The sequence below is a fragment of the Pseudomonas sp. GW821-FHT03C07 genome (genome assembly GCF_059420925.1).
The window spans coordinates 1-17,610 of the sequence record NZ_JBWKUQ010000032.1 but is presented as its reverse complement, the minus strand read 5'-3'; the positions used below and the strand labels follow the sequence as shown (position 1 = coordinate 17,610).

Annotated in this window: 18 protein-coding genes and 1 pseudogene; 11 read left to right on the top strand and 8 right to left on the bottom strand. The window is 60.0% G+C overall.

Going from position 1 to position 17,610, the window contains the following annotated elements; translation table 11 throughout:
- Positions 1-125 precede the first annotated feature (125 nt).
- On the bottom strand, positions 126-953 hold the full coding sequence (gene cheR, locus AC07VG_RS32450) for a protein-glutamate O-methyltransferase CheR (RefSeq protein WP_495004487.1): 828 nt from the start codon (positions 951-953) through the stop codon (positions 126-128).
- 54 nt (positions 954-1,007) lie between these two features.
- Positions 1,008-1,934, bottom strand: a complete 927-nt coding sequence (locus AC07VG_RS32445; RefSeq protein WP_495004486.1) for a chemotaxis protein CheV — start codon at positions 1,932-1,934, stop codon at positions 1,008-1,010.
- An 80-nt stretch (positions 1,935-2,014) separates the two neighbouring features.
- Here AC07VG_RS32445 and flgA point away from each other — a divergent pair, with 80 nt between their 5' ends.
- The 4 genes from flgA to AC07VG_RS32425 all read left to right on the top strand — a co-directional run bounded on the left by flgA (position 2,015) and on the right by AC07VG_RS32425 (position 4,604).
- Positions 2,015-2,776, top strand: coding sequence for a flagellar basal body P-ring formation chaperone FlgA (gene flgA, locus AC07VG_RS32440; protein ID WP_495004485.1), 762 nt, complete (start codon positions 2,015-2,017; stop codon positions 2,774-2,776).
- 152 nt (positions 2,777-2,928) lie between these two features.
- A complete protein-coding gene (gene flgM / locus AC07VG_RS32435; RefSeq protein WP_495004484.1) occupies positions 2,929-3,249 on the top strand; it encodes a flagellar biosynthesis anti-sigma factor FlgM in 321 nt (106 codons plus the stop codon).
- Positions 3,250-3,297: 48 nt separating this feature from the next.
- A complete protein-coding gene (locus AC07VG_RS32430) occupies positions 3,298-3,765 on the top strand; it encodes a flagella synthesis protein FlgN (protein WP_495004483.1) in 468 nt (155 codons plus the stop codon).
- Positions 3,766-3,860: 95 nt separating this feature from the next.
- Positions 3,861-4,604, top strand: coding sequence for a flagellar brake protein (locus tag AC07VG_RS32425; protein WP_495004482.1), 744 nt, complete (start codon positions 3,861-3,863; stop codon positions 4,602-4,604).
- A 66-nt stretch (positions 4,605-4,670) separates the two neighbouring features.
- On the opposite strand, the gene AC07VG_RS32420 is transcribed toward AC07VG_RS32425, so the two are convergent.
- The 4 genes from AC07VG_RS32420 to AC07VG_RS32405 all read right to left on the bottom strand — a co-directional run bounded on the left by AC07VG_RS32420 (position 4,671) and on the right by AC07VG_RS32405 (position 9,846).
- Positions 4,671-6,011 carry an MFS transporter gene (locus AC07VG_RS32420; protein ID WP_495004481.1) on the bottom strand — a complete coding sequence of 447 codons (1,341 nt, stop codon included), beginning with the start codon at positions 6,009-6,011 and terminating at the stop codon, positions 4,671-4,673.
- A gap of 72 nt (positions 6,012-6,083) precedes the next feature.
- The gene (locus AC07VG_RS32415) at positions 6,084-7,325 is read right to left on the bottom strand and encodes a glutamine synthetase family protein (protein ID WP_495004519.1); all 1,242 of its coding nucleotides are present in this window, start codon (positions 7,323-7,325) and stop codon (positions 6,084-6,086) included.
- Between the two features lie 227 nt (positions 7,326-7,552).
- Positions 7,553-8,245 (bottom strand): sensor histidine kinase, encoded by a 693-nt coding sequence (locus AC07VG_RS32410; protein ID WP_495004480.1) that lies wholly within the window; start codon positions 8,243-8,245, stop codon positions 7,553-7,555.
- Complete coding sequence (locus tag AC07VG_RS32405; protein ID WP_495022490.1) at positions 8,242-9,846, bottom strand: response regulator; 1,605 nt, start codon at positions 9,844-9,846, stop codon at positions 8,242-8,244. The genes AC07VG_RS32410 and AC07VG_RS32405 overlap by 4 nt, the downstream gene beginning before the upstream one ends.
- A gap of 390 nt (positions 9,847-10,236) precedes the next feature.
- On the opposite strand from AC07VG_RS32405, the gene AC07VG_RS32400 reads away from it, so the two are divergent.
- Positions 10,237-10,626 carry a hypothetical protein gene (locus AC07VG_RS32400; protein ID WP_495022489.1) on the top strand — a complete coding sequence of 130 codons (390 nt, stop codon included), beginning with the start codon at positions 10,237-10,239 and terminating at the stop codon, positions 10,624-10,626.
- A 9-nt stretch (positions 10,627-10,635) separates the two neighbouring features.
- On the opposite strand, the gene AC07VG_RS32395 is transcribed toward AC07VG_RS32400, so the two are convergent.
- Together AC07VG_RS32395 and AC07VG_RS32390 are read right to left on the bottom strand one after the other, a co-directional pair.
- On the bottom strand, positions 10,636-11,058 hold the full coding sequence (locus AC07VG_RS32395; protein WP_495004477.1) for a DUF6691 family protein: 423 nt from the start codon (positions 11,056-11,058) through the stop codon (positions 10,636-10,638).
- Positions 11,055-11,495 (bottom strand): YeeE/YedE family protein, encoded by a 441-nt coding sequence (locus AC07VG_RS32390; RefSeq protein ID WP_495004476.1) that lies wholly within the window; start codon positions 11,493-11,495, stop codon positions 11,055-11,057. Before AC07VG_RS32390 ends, AC07VG_RS32395 begins: the two co-directional genes overlap by 4 nt.
- 200 nt (positions 11,496-11,695) lie before the next feature.
- On the opposite strand from AC07VG_RS32390, the pseudogene AC07VG_RS32385 reads away from it, so the two are divergent.
- From AC07VG_RS32385 to pstB, 6 genes and pseudogenes are all read left to right on the top strand, one after another.
- A pseudogene (locus AC07VG_RS32385) lies at positions 11,696-12,517 on the top strand (cache domain-containing protein); the annotation flags it as partial.
- 15 nt (positions 12,518-12,532) lie between these two features.
- On the top strand, positions 12,533-13,375 hold the full coding sequence (locus tag AC07VG_RS32380; protein WP_495004518.1) for a methyl-accepting chemotaxis protein: 843 nt from the start codon (positions 12,533-12,535) through the stop codon (positions 13,373-13,375).
- 189 nt (positions 13,376-13,564) lie between these two features.
- Entirely contained in the window at positions 13,565-14,581 is a 1,017-nt protein-coding gene (gene pstS, locus AC07VG_RS32375) for a phosphate ABC transporter substrate-binding protein PstS (RefSeq protein ID WP_495004475.1), read from the top strand.
- Positions 14,582-14,684: 103 nt separating this feature from the next.
- A complete protein-coding gene (gene pstC, locus AC07VG_RS32370) occupies positions 14,685-15,653 on the top strand; it encodes a phosphate ABC transporter permease subunit PstC (RefSeq protein ID WP_495022497.1) in 969 nt (322 codons plus the stop codon).
- Complete coding sequence (pstA, locus tag AC07VG_RS32365) at positions 15,650-16,522, top strand: phosphate ABC transporter permease PstA (RefSeq protein WP_495004474.1); 873 nt, start codon at positions 15,650-15,652, stop codon at positions 16,520-16,522. The genes pstC and pstA overlap by 4 nt, the downstream gene beginning before the upstream one ends.
- Positions 16,522-17,301 (top strand): phosphate ABC transporter ATP-binding protein PstB, encoded by a 780-nt coding sequence (gene pstB / locus AC07VG_RS32360; protein ID WP_100944227.1) that lies wholly within the window; start codon positions 16,522-16,524, stop codon positions 17,299-17,301. The genes pstA and pstB overlap by 1 nt, the downstream gene beginning before the upstream one ends.
- Positions 17,302-17,610: the final 309 nt, after the last annotated feature.

Here is a 17,610-nt window from a genome sequence, read left to right as displayed (position 1 = left end):
CAGGTGGCGGGCGGCAATGCCAGAAAAGCGGCAAGGCATTTCCGCCGAGTGCCGGTAAAGCGGCAAAAGCGTCGCAAAAAAAACGGGAACCCGTCGGGGTTCCCGTTTCGTGCAGGACTTGGCGCCTACTTGGCCTGGTAGATGATTCCCGGGCTGCATTGCACCATCTGGTAATGATCCGGCAGCCCATTCAAGGCTTCCGAGGCGCCGAGGTACAGGTAGCCTCCCGGTTTCAAGGTACCGTGGATACGCAGCAGAATGTCTTTCTTCACCTCGGCGGAGAAGTAGATCAACACGTTGCGGCAAAACACGATGTCGAACTTGCCCAGGCTCGCATAGCTGTCCAACAGGTTGAACGAGCGAAATTCCACCCGGCTGCGAATCGGCGCCTTGATCGCCCAGCGTCCCGGCCCCTTGGGGTCGAAGAAGCGTTGCAGACGCTCGGGCGACAGGCCGCGGCCGATGGCCAGGCTGTCGTACTCGCCGCTCTTGCAGTTGGTGAGCATCAGCCCGGACAGGTCGGTGGCGACAATCTGCGTGCCCCCCTTCAACTGCCCCATGTTGGTCCGCTCGAACTCGTCGATCGACATCGAGATCGAATAGGGTTCCTGCCCCGACGAACAGGCCGCCGACCAGATCCGCAGACGCTGGCCGGGGCTGGCCTTGATCATTTCCGGCAACACCTTGTTCTTCAGGACCTCGAAGGGGTAGGTGTCGCGAAACCACAAGGTCTCATTGGTGGTCATGGCATCCACCACCTGCTCGCGCAAACCGCTGCGGGGCTGGGTCTGGATCCGCTGGACCAATTCGCCAAGGGATTTGAGCCCCTGCTGTTCCATCAATTTATTGAGACGGCTGGAAACCAGATACTGCTTGTTTTCACCGAGCAGAATGCCACAGGCCTTTTCCAGGAAGACCCGGAACTGTTCAAAATCCAAATTACCCGTAGACAAATGATGCCGCCTCTACAATCGTTCGTACCGTCAGGAACGGAGGTCCCTGATCGCTTATTCTGCTGCCTTGATCCGACCGACTACCCGTGCTGCCAGGTCATCGGGTCGGAACTTGGCCAGGAAATCATCGGCACCGACCTTCTTGACCATTGCCTGATTAAAGACCCCTGACAAGGAAGTATGCAGGATGATATGAAGTTTTTGCATGCGTGGGTCGTTGCGGATCTCGGCCGTCAGAGTGTAGCCATCCATTTCAGGCATTTCGATGTCGGAAATCATCATCAGAAATTCCTCTTCCGGCTTCTTGCCCTCCTCGACCAGCTTACGCAGGTAGTCCAGCGCCTGCCGGCCGTCGTTCAACGCCACCACTTCCACGCCCACGGTCTGCAAGCAACGCGTGACCTGCTTGCGCGCCACCGACGAGTCATCCACCGTCAGCACCCGCATGGAAATCGCCTTGGCCTGGGTCTCGACATCGACCACCCCATGAGAGATGGACTCGGAGGTCGGCGAAACTTCGGCAAGGATTTTCTCGACGTCGATGATTTCCACCAACTGGTTGTCGATCCGGGTCACGGCGGTCAGGTAGTGATCGCGTCCGGTGCCCTTGGGCGGCGGATGGATCTCCTCCCAGTTCATGTTGACAATGCGCTCCACCGACTTCACCAGGAAACCCTGGGTCTTGGTGTTGTACTCGGTAATGATCACAAACGGATTACTTTGATCCTTGAGAGCGCCCGACCCGGTGGCCATCGCCAGATCCAGGATGGGAATGGTTGCCCCGCGGATATTCGCCACGCCACAGACCACCGGGCTGGATTTGGGCATCAGGGTCAGCTTGGGGCACTGCAGCACCTCCCGCACCTTGAACACGTTGATCCCGTACAACTGCTGACCGTCCAGACGAAACAACAACAGTTCAAGGCGATTCTGCCCGACCAGTTGCGTACGCTGGTTCACCGAATCCATCACACCCGCCATGCCAGCCACCTCTCACACAAGCTTCATGATCCGACGCTTATTCAGCACTAAACGGCACGAGCCTTGCTTTTTATACTGTTATGAAAGCACAAACGACATTTTTTCGACGCCTGACATCACAGTACCGCAGATTGCTCTGGGTCTTGGCGGTTTTATGCAGTCTGAACCCCGGCGGCCCTGCCTTTGCCGACTCAGCGACCCTGCCTGATCAGCTTATCGGCGTGACCCAAGGCTTTCTTGAGTTCACCGTAGAAGACTATCTGGCGACCAGTCAAACCGAAGGACGCTACGAAATCCAGGTCAACCAGCTCGATCCGCGCCTACGCCTGGCCGCTTGCGACAAGGAATTGACAGCCAGCCTGGAAAGCCCTGCCATCCCCATTGGTCGGGTCACGGTCAAGATCCGCTGCGAAGGTAACTCGCCCTGGACCGTGTTCGTACCGGCCCAGGTCAAGCTGTTCCGCAATGTGGTGGTCAGCACGCGCCCGCTGAAACGCGCCGGAATCATCGAGCCCGGCGATGTCGCCCTGCGCGAACGCGACATCAGCCTGATCAACCAGGGCTTCCTGACGACCACGGAGGAGGCCATCGGGCAGAAACTTGTCCGACCAATGGTCATGGATCAGGTCGTCACCCTGGTTCATCTGGAACAGGCCGAAGTGGTCCGCAAGGGCGACCAGGTGGTCATCAGTGCGACAAGCGGCGGCCTGGTGGTCAAGATGCCGGGCGAAGCCCTGTCCAACGGCGGCCTGAACGAACAGATCCGCATCAAGAACCTGAACTCCCAACGGGTGATCAAGGCACGGGTAACCGCGCCGGGACAGGTGGAAGTCGCGCTGTAGAGAACTGGCGTTAAGCGGCAGCTTTTCCTAAACTGTGTCCCAGGCAGGGACACCGCCGACACACGCAGACTCATGCTCATATGAGCCTAAAGTTTTCCCGGGTATGGCCGAAAACAAGGCAAGCGTCCAAATACCCAGAGGTTTTTTCCATCATGGTCATCGATTTCAGTCGTTTGAATAACGCCCCGTCACTGACAGGCAGTACGCGCACCAGCGCCAGCAAGGAAGCCGACGGCTCCGGCAAATCCGCAGCCGTGAGCACTCCGGCCGCCTCGGTCAGCCAAAGCGGGGAATCGGTACACCTCAGCAATGAGGCTCAGCAGTTGCAACAAGTCACTGACAAGCTGCGCGACCAACCTGTTGTCAACAGTGCCCGTGTGGCCGAGTTGAAACAGGCGGTTGCCGATGGCAGCTACAAAGTCGACAGCAACCGCGTAGCCAGCAAACTGCTCAACTTCGAAGCCCAGCGCTAGGCTTCGGCCTGCGTCAGGCTTTTGGACGCTTAAAAACCAAGGCCAGCCATGCACGACAACACTCTGCTGCAACTGATCACCGACGATTTTGCCCCCGCTCAAGACCTGCTTGAGTTGCTGCGCGCCGAATCCCTGGCGCTCCATGGCCGCAACATGTTCGAGCTGGAGGAGATTCTGGCCCGCAAGCAAGCGTTGATCGTTCTGCTGGAACAACACGGCCGCAAGCGCAGCCAGCTACTGGCTGACCTCAATTTGCCCAGTAACCGTACCGGACTGGAACAACTCGCCGCGCAGTCCAGCATTGGCGAGCAGTTGCTGAGTCAGAGCGATGTACTGACCCAATTGCTGGCCGATTGCCAAACCGCAAACGAGCTCAACGGCCGTAATATCCAGGTTCAGCAAGCGACAACCGCAAACCAGTTGAAGATCCTGACCGGCGGCGAAACCCCCGCCCTCTATGACGCGCGCGGCTCAACGGCGATGTCCATGAAACCGCGTCCGCTCAGTCAGGCTTGAACCGGGCCTTGCGCGTGCTCTATCAAGGCGCGCAACATGCTGGCAAAATGCTAGCCTTTGCGTGCAGTCGTATTTTGTCTGGAGATTGATGAACCGTGTCCAATGCCTCAAGCGCGGAAGATGCTCCGCAGCCACCCAAGGTGCTTAGCACGCCTCTGGAAATTTCCGCCAACCTGCGGATGCTGCAGGAAAGTCACGACCCGCTGATCATCACTTTTCATGAGCGCAGCCAGCGCTTCCAGAGTTTTGTGATCGATGTTGACCGTGAAACCGGCACCCTGGCCCTGGACGAAATGATGCCGCGCGACGGCGAACGTTTCCTGTCCGCCGGTGAGCCCTTTCGCGTCGAAGGCTTCCATGAAGGTGTGCGAATCGCCTGGGAACAGCCGCAACCCATGACCATCGACGAGACCAACGGTTGCTACCGTGGCTCGATGCCCAATGAAGTGGTCTATCACCAACGTCGCAATGCCTTCCGCGCCGCCTTGAAGTTGGCCGCGCTGGTCAATGTCGAACTGGGCGGCGAGAAGCTCAAGGCGCCGTTGACTGGCAAGCTGCTGGACATTTCCGCCACCGGCTGCAAACTGCGCTTCGAAGGCGATATCTCCGAGCGCCTGCAACTGGGCCAGGTCTACGAACGCTTCATTGCCGCCCTGCCCTTCGGGCCCATGACCGCCCCCGTGGAGCTGCGCCACCTGCACTTCGAAGAAAGGATCAACACCACCTTCGCCGGCGTGCGCTTCCACAACATGAGCGGCCTGGTCCAACGCCAGGTCGAGCGTTTCGTCTATCAGCTGCAGCGTGAAGCGCGGCGCTTCGATAAAGACGACGATTTCTGATCCAGCAATCACCATAAAAAAACGGGCCATCCTCATCAGGTGGCCCGTTTTTTTATGCCCAACGTTTCAGTTGCTCGACTTGTACGCCGGCTCCGGGTCCGACTCGTCCACCTCGGACGCCACCTCGGCCTCGGGTGGCGTGGCCACGACACTGTCGCACATCTGGTCCAGCACGATCTGCTCATCGACCCGCGGGTCAAGCGCCGCGCCCAGCGGCGACATGGCTTCCGGCATGACCACGTGCATCAAGGGCGCATCCTCGACCTGATGCAGGTTGGTCACCGCCGCAGGTCGGATCCGCCACACCAGCATCAAGGCGAAGAAGCTGAAAAACGCGTAGAGCATCTGGCTGCCGAACAGCTTCATCAGCACACCGGCCACCAGGGGCCCGATGCTTGCGCCGATGCCATAGGTCATCAGCAGCATGGCCGTCAGCGAGACCCGCCGATCGCCCTCGATATGGTCGTTGGAAAAGGCCACCGCCAGCGGATACAGGCAGAACTGCAGCAAGGACACCACGAAGCCTGCGGCGAACAACACCTCCAGCGGCGCATGGGACATGATCGCCAGCGGCAATGAGGCCAAGGCCAGCAGAAAGGCGATGCTGCGAATCAACAGTGCCCGGTCATAGCGATCCGACACCCAGCCCAGCGGCCACTGCACCAAAAAGCCGGCAAAAATGCAGCAGCCCATGAACATCCCCACCTGCTCGGTGGACAGCCCCTGCTGGGACGCATACAAAGGTGCCAGACCGTAGAAAGAGCCGACGATGATCCCGGCACCGAGAACGGTTGTCAGCGATTGCGGCACCCGCTTCATAAAGAAGCGCGGCTCCAGCGGCGCCGGATGCAACGGCGCCGGGTGAATCCGCCGGGTCATGGCCACGGGCACCAGGCACAGGGCAAAACACATCGCCACCGCCATCAGCAGTTCCAGGCCCAGGGCCGGGTGCAGGACCAGGATCATCTGCCCGAGGATCAACCCCAGGTAGGAGGCGATCATGTAGCCGCTGAAGACCACGCCGCGCTGCTTGGCTTCCGCCTGCTCGTTGAGCCAGCTCTCGATGACCATGTACTGGCACATCATCCCCAGGCCCACGATCATCCGCAGAAACAACCAGGCCGGCAGCCAGTCGATCAAGCCATGACCGAGCACCGCCGCACCGACAATACCGGCGCAGGTGGCATAGGCGCGGATATGGCCGACCCGGGCAATCAGCCGGTGGCCGATCTTGCCGCCCAGCACCAGGCCGAAGTAGTTGGCGGCCATCAAGGCGCCCACCCACAGGCTGTCGACATGCCCGGCGGCCAGGCGCAGGGCGAGGTAAGTACTCAAAAGGCCGGAGCCGATCAACATCATCAGCGAGGCGAAATACAGCGCTCGAAAGGGTTTCCAGATTTGGCGCATCGGCGTTCCGAGCGGCTCCTTGAATAGGGTATCGGGCTATCCGACAAGATAGCCCGAACGGGACGACTACAGCTATGCCTGGGAGGCCAGAACACGACGCTCCCAGGGGGTAATTTCATCCAGGAAACTGGTCAGCTCCAGGCTCTTCGAGGCGATGTAACCTTCGATGAACACGCTGCCGAACAGCTCCCTGGCCAACGGACTACGTTTCAGACGTTCGAGCGCGGCATGCAAGGTACATGGCAACGACAAAGAATCCGGAACTTCGAATTCGCCCTGGATGGCCGCCGTCGGTTCCAGCTCGTGCTCGATCCCGTACAGGCCCGCCGCCAGGCTCGCGGCGATCGCCAGATAGGGGTTGGCATCGGCCCCCGGCAGGCGGTTTTCCACACGTCGTGCCACCGGCGCACTGGCCGGGATACGCAAGCCGGCCGAGCGATTGTCATAGGACCAGCAGGCATTGTTCGGCGAGGCAAAGGGATGACACAGGCGCTGGTAGGAGTTCACGTTCGGCGCAAACAGCGCAGTGAAGTCCGCCAGGCAGGCCTGCTGCCCACCGATGAAATGGCGGAACGTCGCCGTCGGCTCACCCTTGGTATCGCTGAACACATTACGTCCGCCGTCGGCCTGCACCACGCTCTGATGGATATGCATCGAACTGCCTGGGGTGTGGGCCAGCGGCTTGGCCATGCAGACCACGCTCAGGCCGTGCTTGAGGGCGACTTCCTTGAGCAGGTGCTTGAACAGGAAAGTCTGGTCGGCCAGCAGCAGCGGATCGCCATGCAGCAGGTTGATCTCGAACTGGCTGACACCCATTTCATGCATGAAGGTATCCCGCGGCAGTCCCAGGGCGGCCATGCATTCGTAGACTTCGCTGAAGAACGGACGCAGGCCGTTGTTGGAACTGACGCTGAACGCCGAATGGCCCTCCTCGCGACGACCGTCCAGGCCCACCGGCGGCAGGAACGCCTGGCTCGGATCAGGGTTGGGGGCGAAGACGAAGAACTCCAGTTCGGTCGCGACCACCGGCGCCAGGCCACGGGCCGCATAACGCGCGATCACCGCCTTGAGTTGACCACGGGTCGACAGGTTGGAGCTTTCGCCGCTCAGCTCGTCCGCATCGCAGATCGCCAGGGCACGCGGTTGCCGGCTCCAGGGCAGGCGGTGAATCTGTTGGGGATCGGCGTTGAGTGCCAGGTCGCCGTCGTCACTGCCGTAGAAACGCGCCGGCGGATAACCGCCCATGATGCATTGCAGCAACACCCCACGGGCCATCTGCAGGCGCCGCCCTTCGAGAAAGCCCTCGGCGGTCATCACTTTGCCGCGCGGGACACCATTGAGGTCCGGGGTGACACACTCAATCTCATCAATGCCGGTCAGTCGCTGGGCGAGTGAACGCTGGCCATCGGTCGTCATGACTCAATCCTTGTTATTGTGCGGGCCGCTAACGGCGTCCCGTACAAAATACGCATCACCCGTTCAAAATTTCAAGCAGGACACACAGAAAAACCTGACAGTGCAATCAGCTTGCACCCTCGCGCTCAGGGCAGGTAAAGACGGAAAAGCGCCCCGCCCAAGGTCCCTCCATTGGCGATCTCGATCCTTCCACGCACGCCGCTGCGCTCATGCAGCCCGGCAATCCGCGCGGCGAAATAGAGCCCCAGGCCGGTACTGCCGGTGGCCGGATTGATGCCCTGGACATAATCGGCCTGGCGCTCGACCATCTGCTCCGGATAGCCGGGACCGTCGTCGTTGATGGTCAGCACCAACTGCTCGCCCTCTTCGCGGACACTGACCAGCAGCGCATGACAGGCGTAGCCGATGGCATTGGTAATGATGTTGCCAACCACCGAACTGATCAGTTCCCGGTCGAAGAAACCCAGCGGGCTGAAATCGTCCACCTCGCAACTGGCGACGATCCCACGGCTGCTCAACAGCTCCTGGCGCCCGGCCAACTGTGCGCCGATAAAGTCGTCCATCTCATGGTAATCCGGCCGCAGCGGCAGCTGGTTGACCCCCAGCTTGTACAGCCCGAGCAATTGCACCAGCATGGTGTTGAGATGCGCGAACTCATACTCGATCACGCTGTGCTCGGGGGTTTCACGCTGGGCGTTGGGCAAGCGCGCCAGCCACTGGCCATGGGCCTGTGTCAGCATCGCCAGGGAGTTCTTCATGTCATGCACGGTGGAGGCGATCACCGTGGAAAAATCCAGCCCCTCGTGACCATCACTCATTCGCCGAACGCCCGGGTGCGCAATTTCTGATACCGCTCATAACGCGGGTCGCTGTCCGGCATCTTGCCGACCATTTTCAGACAGCCGCGACACTCCTCGAGCACGCCGGCATCGCCCCCCTTCTGGGCAATGACGAGCAGGGCCTGGGCCGCGTTCAAGGCAATACTGATGTTCTTCGGTTGCAGCGCCAGGGCGCGGCGGAACAGCTCCACGGCTTCGTCCAGGTTGCCGCCCTTGTAGCTGCGCACGCCCTGCACGTTGAGATCGATGGCCGCCTTGCCGCCACCGAGGATCTGCGGATCGTCGGTCAGCTTGGCAATACCTTTCATCACCGTCGGATCGTCGCCATAGATCTCCACGCAGCTCTTGAGCATCGTCGCCCCGGCCTCCGCCTGGCCCAGCTGCTGCAGCTGCTTGGCCACCAGCAGCGCGGCCTCGGCGCTCATGAAGTTCTCCATGCCGTCCAGGCGCGACATCGCCTGCTCGGTGAGCTTATCGGCGGTTTCGGCATCGTTGAGCAGCAGGCTGGTGGCCTTCATCAAGCGCGCACGCACCTGCAAGCCCTGGTCGTTGGCGTTTTCCTTGGCCACCGCGCTCAGGGTCTGGTTGATCTCCAGCCGGGTGCGGGTGTCCAGGCCACGCTCGCTGCCCTTGCTGATCAGCGCATGGGCCAGGCCCAGATTGCTTTCCGGGTCCTTGAAGCGCGATTGCTCGCCCTGGGACACGGCCTGGCGATAGGCCCGGGAAGCACTTTCAAAGTCTTCGTTGGCCAGGGCCAGCTTGCCCAGCAACGATTGCCGGCGTACCGCCAGCGGCGACAAGCGCACGGCCTCTTCCAGCACGCTCTGCGCGCGCCGGGTATCGCCCTCCTGCACCAGCACCTCGGCCAGACCGTCATAGAGCGCCGGCATCATCGGAAAGGCCTTGAGCGCAGTCTCGTAGAGCACCTTGGCCTGGACGGTCTGGTTGCGCTTGAGCAGCAACTGCCCCATGCGCGCGTAGGCCCAGGGCAACGGGCGGTCGGCGAGGATGCCGGTGAGAAAACGCTCCAGGGGCTCGAACTGATTGAGGTTCCACATCGCGTCGGCGCGGTAGCGCAGGCACAACGGGGCGAAACGACTGTCCTGCTGGGTCAGACGGGTACAGGCGGCCAGTACTTCGGCCGGCTTATCGCGGTCCAGCGCCTGCATGATCGGCTTGAGCAGGTTCTTGCGCTGTACCAGCTTTTCCAGGCGCTGAGCCAGGCCAGCGCGATTGAACGGCTTGGTCAGGTAGGCATCGGGCTCGTGCTCAAGGGCCGAAAGCACCATGGCCTGGCTGCTTTCGGCGGTGACCATGACAAACACACTTTCGTGGCTGATCAGCTTGTCGGTCATCAGGTCTTCGAGCACCTGCTGGCCGTTCTTCTTGCCATCGCCCAGATGGTAGTCATGCAGCACGAAATCGTAACGTTTCTGCGCACACATACGCAGCGCCTGTTCCCCGGTGTCGGCAGTGTCCACTTCCTTGACTCCCAGCTCCCGCAGCATGGACCTGACTGAACTGCGGAAATCGGAGAAATCATCGACGATAAGAAAGTTTTTTTGGTGATACGCCAGCATCGAGATTCCTGTTGTGGGAAATAGAAGATGAGCCCGTGGGCAATCACCAGAGCGGGTTCAGCTTCCCTGCCACCTTCGCGCGCAGATAATAACTAACGGCATTTTGCCATCAAGCAACTTTACAGCATCGTACAAAATTGCAGGCAAAACCCGACCTTTTGCCAAGCGTAGCGGCAAAAGCTATAGAGGCTTGATTGACAGCTCGAGACACACCTCAGCCCGCGATAGCGGACTTTCGGGTTATCCCCATCAGGGTATCGTCAGACACCGCGAAAACCTGAGACCCGGACAAAGAGTTGCCAGCATCGAGCGCGACGCGGCACTGGCCTATGCTGTCGACGGCTTCATCCGGTATCCATGGAATCGACTCGTCATATTAAGGGAATAATCTTGAGCGCCAGGCTGTGTAACAACGTCATTGCTGTCACCTTCGTCAGCAAACACAAAGCGGCTTGCCAGCCGATTGCCGATCAACTGGACGTGCCAGTGGAGAACATCCTCGGTCTCGCGGCCCAGGAGAGCCAATACGGCAGTGGCCGTATCGCCCGGGAACTGAACAACTATTTTTCCCTGCACGCGCCGGCTCCCTTGCAGATCGGCGAAGAAGCGCCAATGAGCAACGCCAGGATCAAGGTGGCGAAACGGTTTCGCCCAGTATCTGGCCGAGATCATCACCACGGTCAAAGGACGGTTGGCGTGCTGATCAAAACCGTCACTTCATGGTTGCTGACCGTCGGCCTGACCAGCGCCACGTTCTCGGCCTGCGAGGACGACAAGTAGGCCGCCGGCTCAACGCATCGCCTGGCGTTTGTCCAGCAACGCAAACAGCTGGATACCGGCCAACATGGCCAGTACGAACACAATGACCTGCCAATGCCCGGTCAGCAGAATCGCCACCGCCGGTCCCGGGCAGATGCCGGCGATCCCCCAGCCCACGCCGAACAGCAGACTACCACCCATCAACCGCGCATCCAGCTCGCGCTTGAGCGGTATCTGCATCGGCGCGCCCAACAGCGACTGCCGGTGTTTGCCGGCCCAGCGAAATGGCCAGGCTGCGACGGCCACCGCTCCCGCCATGACCAGCCCCAGGGAAGGATCCCAGGCCCCCGCCAAATCAAGAAACCCCAAGACCTTGGCCGGGTTGGCCATACCTGCCAGCAGCAGGCCGATGCCGAATATCAGGCCGCCCAAAAAAGCCGTCAGCTTGGTCATAGCGAGACTCCCAACACATGGCGAAGGACATGGACCGTGGCAAATCCCGCGGCCATGAAGCACAGCGTGGCGACAATCGAGCGTGGCGACAGCCGTGAAATACCACACACGCCGTGCCCACTGGTGCAACCCGAGCCATAACGGGTTCCCAATCCCACCAGCAGGCCCGCCAGCACCAGGCCGGGCACGCCGGTCTCGAAGCGGATCGGCGGCAGGGCATGGAACACGCCCCACAACAACGGTGCCAGCAGCAAGCCAAGCAAAAACAACGCCTTCTCACCGCGCCCTTCGCTGCCGCGTTGAAGCAGGCTGCCGAGCAAGCCGCTGATGCCGGCAATACGGCCGTTGGCGAGGATGAACAGAGCCGCTGCGAGCCCGATCAACGCGCCCCCGGCCAGCGCCGACCACGGCGTAAAGTCAAGCCAGTCGATAGTCATATCGCCTCTTCCACTGAATAAAGAGAGTATGCGTGGCCGTGAGTACAGTCGATCTGCGTCAATGTTCCGGCCCGCATGGGCGGATATCGTCACCACAGTAGCGACGCTCCTTGAAAAGTCCGACTCACGGAACTGAACGATCATGCCTGTGAGCCGATACAAAAAACATAACACGCTTGCTCCTCGACCCGGGATTTCCTATGAAGTGGAAAATACGCAACAAGGTTCTGCTGCTGTCCGTGATTCCGGCCCTCTTGCTGGCCTTGATAATTCAACTCCTGGCCTTTTCCGAGCAGCAGGCCATGGGCGAGCGAAGCATCGAGGAGACCCGGCAGACCCTGATAAAAACCCGCAAGGACGAGTTGGTGCACTACCTTGATCTCGCCTACAGCGCCATCAAGCCGCTTTATGAAGGAGCCGACGCCATGAGCCCGGCCACCCAGGAGGAAGCCAAGCGTCGACTACGCGACCTTCACTATGGGCAAGACGGCTATTTCTTCGGCTACAACGACAAGGGCGACAGGATTTTTCTGGCCGCTGGCAAAGACGATGGGAAAAACTTCTGGGACCTGAAAGACAGCCACGGTACTTATCTGATCAGAGAGCTGATCGCTGCCGCCAAACGCGGTGGTGATTTCGTCACGTACTACTTCCCCAAACCCGGTAATGACGACACCGCCTATCCCAAGCTGTCCTACAGCATCTCTCTGGACAAATGGAACTGGGTCGTCGGCGCCGGTTTTTATATCGACGGCCTGGACGCCCTGATCGCCGCGCAGACGCAACACCAGCAGCAGGCCATGGACGCCCTGCGCTGGAAGCAATGGGGCATCATGGGGGTGCTGCTGATCGTGCTCAGCATCGCCGCCGCTTATGTCGCCCGCAGCATCGTCAGGCCACTCGGTTTGCTGACGCGCAGCCTGCAAGAGCTGGCCAGCGAAGACGGCGACCTCACCCGCCAGTTACCCATCGATGGCAATGAAGAAACCGCCGAGCTGGCCAGTGCCTTCAATCAGTTCGCCGGAAAAATCCGCCATATGGTGCTGGACCTGGCCCGCTGCGCCCAGCAGTTGCAGGAGCGCAATGAACAGCTCAAGCAGAGCGCCCAGCATGCTGCCGATGCGCTGATGCGCCAGACCCGCGACGCCGAGCAGGTCTCCCACGCCATGGAGCAGATGGCCCTGGCCACCCATAACGTCGCGGAGTCAGCGCAAAATGCCGCCCAGGCGACCCGCCATACCGATGAGCAGGCCCAGGCCATGCACACCAACGTAAACGACACCGTCGATGCCATCGGCGGCCTCGCGCAGGATATCGAAAAGGCCGCCCAGGATATCCAGACCCTGGGCAACGATGTGGAATCCATCGGTTCCATCCTCGATGTGATCCGCGGCATTGCCGAGCAGACCAATCTACTGGCCCTCAACGCCGCCATCGAGGCCGCTCGCGCAGGTGAACAGGGTCGCGGATTTGCCGTGGTGGCCGACGAAGTCCGTTCGCTGGCCCAGCGTACCCAGCAAAGCACCCAGGAAATCCAGAGCAAGATCAGCCAGCTGCAACAGGGTGCCCGGGCGGCAGTCAGCACCATGCAAAGCAGCCTCGGTGGCAGCGAGCTGGCGGTGACCAAGGTCAACGGTACCGGCCAGATCCTGGCTCAGGTGAGCCATGCGGTGTCCGAGATCAATGGCATGAACAACCAGATCGCGACCGCCGCGGAAGAGCAGTCGAGCATTGGCGCGGAGGTGAACCAGAGCCTGGCGCAAATCAGCCAGCACATCAACGACACCCAGGCCATCACCACGCGCAACAACGAAATGTGTGTCGAGCTGGATCAGCTGTCGCGAGAGTTGGGGCTGCTGGTCAAACGCTTCAGGGTCTGAGGGGGCGAACAGGGCGCTGTCTATTCTGCGGCGCCCAAGGGAACCAAGACCAATGAATGATTCTTCATTTCAAAATATTACTAAAAATCACACGACAGTCATCAGACAGAAATATTTCAGGAATTAAATCGTAACGTCTCTTTATAGGTGGGTCACTCCACTTAACCCTTTCATTGAGGTGTTGTCGTGATGTTGCTGACTAAAAAAAGCCTGTCTGTCCTGCTGGCTTCTCTCTGCCTGAGCGGTGTCGCTCACGCGACCGATGTTACCGGCGCTGGCTCCAGCTTTGTCTATCCGGTTCTGTCCAAGTGGTCGCAGGACTACAGCAAAGACTCCAGCAATCGCATCAACTACCAGTCGATCGGCTCGGGTGGCGGTATTGCCCAGATCAAGGCGGCCACCGTGGATTTTGGTGCCTCCGATGCCCCGCTGTCGGCGGATGACCTCAAGGCCGGCGGCCTGGGTCAATTTCCTAGCGTGATTGGCGGCATCGTGCCGGTAATGAACATTGAGGGTGTCGCGGCGGGCCAACTGAAGCTCGACGGTGAGACCCTGGCGAAAATCTTCCTGGGTGAAATCACTGAGTGGACCGACCCGGCCATCGTCGCCCTGAACCCAGGCGTGAAACTGCCTGGCGGTAAAATCACCGTGGTGCACCGCTCCGACGGCTCGGGTACCTCGTACAACTTCACCAACTACCTGGCCAAAGTGAGTGATGGCTGGAAATCCAAAATCGGTTTCGGTACCACCGTGCCTTGGCCGGTCGGTGTCGGTGGTAAAGGCAATGAAGGTGTCTCCGCCTACGTCAAGCAGATCAAGAACTCCATCGGCTATGTTGAGTACGCCTACGCCCTGCAAAACAAGATGACTCACGCGCAGCTGAAAAACGCCGCCGGGAAATTCATCCAACCTAACGCCAAAGCGTTTGCGGCCGCTGCCGACACCGCCGACTGGGCCAACGCCAAAGACTTCAACCTGATCATGACCAACGCGCCTGGCGACGGCGCATGGCCGATCACGGCGACCACCTGGATCATCATGTACAAACAGCCAAAGAATGCCGAGCAAAGCCAGGCGGCCTTCAACTTCTTCAAATGGTCGCTGGAAAATGGCCAGCAACAGGCCTCGGCGCTGGACTATGTGGCGCTGCCTGACTCCCTCGTCAAGCGCATCGAAGGTTATTGGAAGTCTGACTTCGCCCATTGATCCAGCAATAGCTAAAACACCCCTTCCTCGGGCAGTCTTTGCCGAGTGAAGGGGTTTGTTTGTGAGCAGACTTCTGATGAACGATATAGTCCAACCCCCGGCCATGACCCTTTACGCAGGCGAAGTGACGAGTGATGCGCGTGCGACTCGCGATCATCGTCATGATCTCTGGTTCAAGCGCTCGATGATGGGCGCGGCGATGCTGGTGCTGTTGCTCCTGGCAAGCATCGCGGCTTCGACACTCTGGGGCGGCAGTCTTGCGCTCAAGACCTTCGGTTTCGGCTTTCTGACCAGCACCGAGTGGGACGCGGTCAATAACCACTTTGGTGCCCTGGTGCCGATTTACGGCACCCTGGTGACGTCTTTCCTGGCCTTGCTGATTGCAGTTCCCGTCAGCTTTGGCATTGCGATTTTCCTGACTGAGGTCGCCCCCCCCTGGCTACGGATGCCCGTCGCCTCGGCGGTTGAATTGCTCGCGGGGATTCCATCGATTATCTACGGCATGTGGGGCCTGTTCGTGTTCGGCCCGTTCATGGCCGAACACCTGTCGCCCTGGATCAATGACTACCTGGGCTCGTTACCTTTGGTCGGTTCGCTGTTTCAGGGCCCACCCCTGGGCATCGGCATGCTGACCGCCGGCATCGTCCTGGCAATCATGATCATGCCCTTTATCTCCTCGGTCATGCAGGAAGTGTTTCGCAGCGTTCCCACGCCACTCAAGGAGTCTGCCTACGCACTGGGCGGCACCACCTGGGAGGTGGTCTGGGACATCGTCCTGCCTTACACCCGCTCCGCAGTGGTCGGCGGTATTTTCCTCGGACTGGGACGCGCGCTGGGCGAGACCATGGCGGTGACCTTCGTACTGGGTAACGCCCAGCAATTCTCGGCCTCGTTGCTGATGCCCAGCAGCTCCATCGCTTCGGTGATCGCCAATGAGTTCAGCGAAGCCTATACCGACCTGCATCGCTCGGCGCTGATTGCACTGGGCTTCTTGCTGTTTATCGTCACCTTTATCGTATTGGCGCTGGCGCGACTCTTACTGATGCGGCTTTCACGCAAGGAGGGTGTATGAGCGGTAACGAACGTCTCTACCGAATCCGCGCCTTCAAGAATCAGCTGGCGATGGTGCTCAGTTGTGGCGCCACGGTCTTCGGCCTGGTCTGGTTGGTCTGGATCCTGCTGACCACGGTCATCAACGGCTTTCAGGCGCTCAATCTGCGTCTCTTTACCCAGATGACACCGCCACCTGGTGTCGAAGGCGGCTTGGCCAACGCATTTTATGGCAGTGCCCTGATGTCGGCGATCGCCCTGCTGATCGGCACGCCGATCGGCTTGATGGCGGGCATCTGGCTGGCGGAGTTCGCACGCCATTCGCGCCTGGGCAACGTCGTCCGATTTATCAACGACATCCTGCTGTCGGCACCGTCGATTGTGCTGGGCCTGTTCGTCTACACCGCAGTGATCCTGCCGTTGAACCTGCTGACCAATCACCAGTCCGGTTTCTCCGCGATCGCCGGGGCCCTGGCCTTGGCACTCCTGGTGATTCCAGTGGTGGTCAGGACCACCGACGAGATGCTGCAACTGCAACCCACCACCCTGCGCGAGGCGGCGCTGGCGTTGGGTGTACCGCAGTGGAAATTGACGCTGCAAATCGTCCTGCGCGCGGCGAAAGCCGGTGTGCTGACCGGCATTTTGCTGGCGCTGGCCAGGATCACCGGCGAAACAGCGCCGCTGCTGTTTACCGCGTTCGGCAACCAGTTCTGGAGCAGCAATCTGCTCAAGCCGATTGCCAGCGTGCCCGTGGTCATTTTCCAGTACGCCATGAGCCCTTTCGAGGACTGGCACTCCCTGGCCTGGGCGGGTGCGTTGGTACTGACCTTGTTCGTACTGATCCTCAGCCTTCTGTCCCGTTTGATCCTTTTGCGCAATAGGTTGACTTGATGAATAGCCGTGACCTTGGCAACGAAAAAACCAAAATTCGCGTTCGTGGCCTGGAGTTTTTTTACAACAACCAGCGCTCCCTGAAGTCCATCGACATGGATATTCCCGAGAAACGCATCACCGCGATCATCGGGCCTTCAGGTTGCGGTAAGTCGACACTGCTGCGGGTATTCAACCGGATCTACTCCATGTATCCGAAGCAGGAGGCGCGTGGCGAGGTCTTGCTCAACGGCGAGAACATCCTTGCGCCGGGCTACTCGATGAATCGCCTGCGCAGCCATGTCGGCATGGTCTTCCAGAAACCCGTACCCTTTCCGATGTCGATCTATGACAACGTGGCCTACGCCGTGCGTCACCATGAGCAGCTGTCCCGGCATGAGATGGATGAGCGTGTCGAGCAGGCCCTGAGTGGTGCCGCGCTGTGGGACGAGGTCAAGGATAAGCTCAAGCAAAGCGCACAGGGCCTTTCAGGCGGTCAACAGCAGCGTCTTTGCATCGCACGGACCATCGCCTTGCGGCCACAGGTCTTGCTCCTGGACGAACCGACTTCCGCGCTTGACCCGATCTCCACCGGGCGCATCGAGCAGTTGATCACTGAACTGAAAGAGCAGTACACCATCATCATCGTGACCCACAACATGCAGCAAGCGGCGCGGGTGTCGGACTACACCGCGTTCATGTTCATGGGTGAATTGATCGAGCATGCGATGAGCGACACTATCTTCACCAATCCGAAGAAGAAGCAGACCGAAGACTACGTGACTGGTCGCTTTGGCTGATCCGCCCGCTAATAAAGAAACCACCTGCAGAGGTGGTTTTTTTATGCCTGGGATTTATTGGCTACGCCGGCCTGTAGAAGCCGGGCACGGCGCTATCTCTGTGCGCAGGAACACCCGCCCCCTGTAGGAGCCAGCTTGCTGGCGATGGGGCCCTTGAGCCTTGCAGCGCCCATGCGGCCGCCATCGCCGGCAAGCCGGCTCCTACAAAGACCGGGCACGACGCTGTCTCTGTGCTGGAACACCCGCCCCCTGTAGGAGCCAGCTTGCTGGCGATGGCGATCGAACAGTCGCCACAGGAGGCCGGACCTG